This window comes from Hymenobacter fastidiosus, from assembly GCF_039539565.1.
Classification (GTDB): Bacteria; Bacteroidota; Bacteroidia; order Cytophagales; family Hymenobacteraceae; genus Hymenobacter; species Hymenobacter fastidiosus.
The window spans coordinates 1-1353 of sequence record NZ_BAABDJ010000025.1; the positions used below are offsets into that span (position 1 = coordinate 1).

At 63.2% G+C, this 1353-nt stretch carries 2 protein-coding genes; both read right to left on the reverse strand.

Translation table 11 applies throughout. The features are described from left to right. Positions 1 to 166: 166 nt before the first annotated feature. Positions 167 to 583 (reverse strand): transposase family protein, encoded by a 417-nt coding sequence (locus ABD833_RS12050; RefSeq protein WP_345073276.1) that lies wholly within the window; start codon positions 581 to 583, stop codon positions 167 to 169. A 28-nt stretch (positions 584 to 611) separates the two neighbouring features. Continuing rightward, the gene (locus ABD833_RS12055) at positions 612 to 983 is read right to left on the reverse strand and encodes a transposase (RefSeq protein WP_345073278.1); all 372 of its coding nucleotides are present in this window, start codon (positions 981 to 983) and stop codon (positions 612 to 614) included. Between the last annotated feature and the right edge of the window lie 370 nt (positions 984 to 1353).

Genomic DNA, 1353 nt, shown 5'->3' on the forward strand with positions numbered 1-1353 from the left:
GCCGCAAACTGCCGCCGCTTGCCTTCGAGCGTGTGCCAGCGGTGGTAGCGCTCCCAGGCCGGGGCGAAATCGGTGAGCAAGTCGTCAAATTTGGCCACGTGTAGGCTGGTCAGGGCAAGGAACTGGCGCGGCTTCTCCCGTAGGCAGATGTAATCCATCCCCAAAGTTACGGCTGCCTCGCACGAGTTAACTTAGCAACCTTTTCCGAATCAAGTCTAAAGGATTGGTCCGCCTGCTGGGCCCCCTGCACGGTCGAGCGCAGGCTTTGCCCGTCGCCCGCCACCCAATCTCCGGCCTGCGCCTGCGGCGTGAACCAGCGCCCAAACGCCTGGGCCAGCGCGTCTTTGTCCAGCCCTTGCAGCAGGTCCCGAAAGGCCCCGTAGCTGGGCAGGCCGTGGCGCAGGCCAAAGTAGGTGGTGAAAAAAGCCGCGTTGCTGCGGCCAAACTGGGCCATTTTCCGCGGGCCTTGGTACCCGCTGGCAATGGCCAGAAACGTCATCCACAACAGCGCGGGCAGCGCAAAGCGTTGCCCTTGCCGACGACGCGGGGCGCGCACTTGATGAAAAAATTCGGCTAACTCCATTGCGTTTTTTATCAGCAAATTTACCGCGCTAAATAGAACGTATCAACTCCGGGGGCGTGAGCAAGCACACGCTGAGCCAGCGCAGGCCGCTGCACTTGACCAAGTGGGAATCACTGCTGCGCACGGCATCGCGGTAGATGCCGCGGGCCGCGATGCGCGGCCCCCAGCGGCGCTCCAGGGTTTCGTCCAGCCCAAAGACCAGGGGACCCGCCGGCAGAAAGGTGGCCACGAGCTGGCCCAGTAGCAGGCGGCTGGCGGTGCGGGCGCTCCACCTGGCCCGGCTCAACACCCGGTGGTGCTTGTGCCAGGCCGGCTGCTGGCCCAGGCCCACGATGCGCAGCACCGAGGTGATGGTGCGTTTGCCCGGCGCCAAGATAGCCCCCAGCGGCAAGAGCTGCACGTGGGCGAAGACGCGGCGGCAAAAGTGGCCGGAATAGGGTACATTACGGCTTGAAACTCGCGGGGGAAGGTGGGCATAGCAGCACGGTGTCGTTACCCAAAGCTAAGCCTGGCCCACCCGGCGGGTTTCTTTTTTGTCCCTACCCAACCTCCAAAAGGCCAAAGTCAAGCTAAGGTCATGCGTTGCTGCCGCCGGAGCGCAACCGCTCGTCTTGGCCACAAATGATATTCGTCTCCATGGGCGAGGTGTGCCCCTGCTGGTTTCGAGGTTCCGACATCGCGCAGGACCGTACGAAGTTCACTTCGCAATACCCTTGCCGGGGCCCGGTCGGAACAGTTGCAATGCCGGCTTCTGCTTCACCTGTCCCCAC

Excerpts from the sequence above, each read along its gene's own strand:
- ABD833_RS12050 (WP_345073276.1), bottom strand. The coding sequence starts at position 583 with ATGGAGTTAGCCGAATTTTTTCATCAAGTGCGCGCCCCGCGTCGTCGG.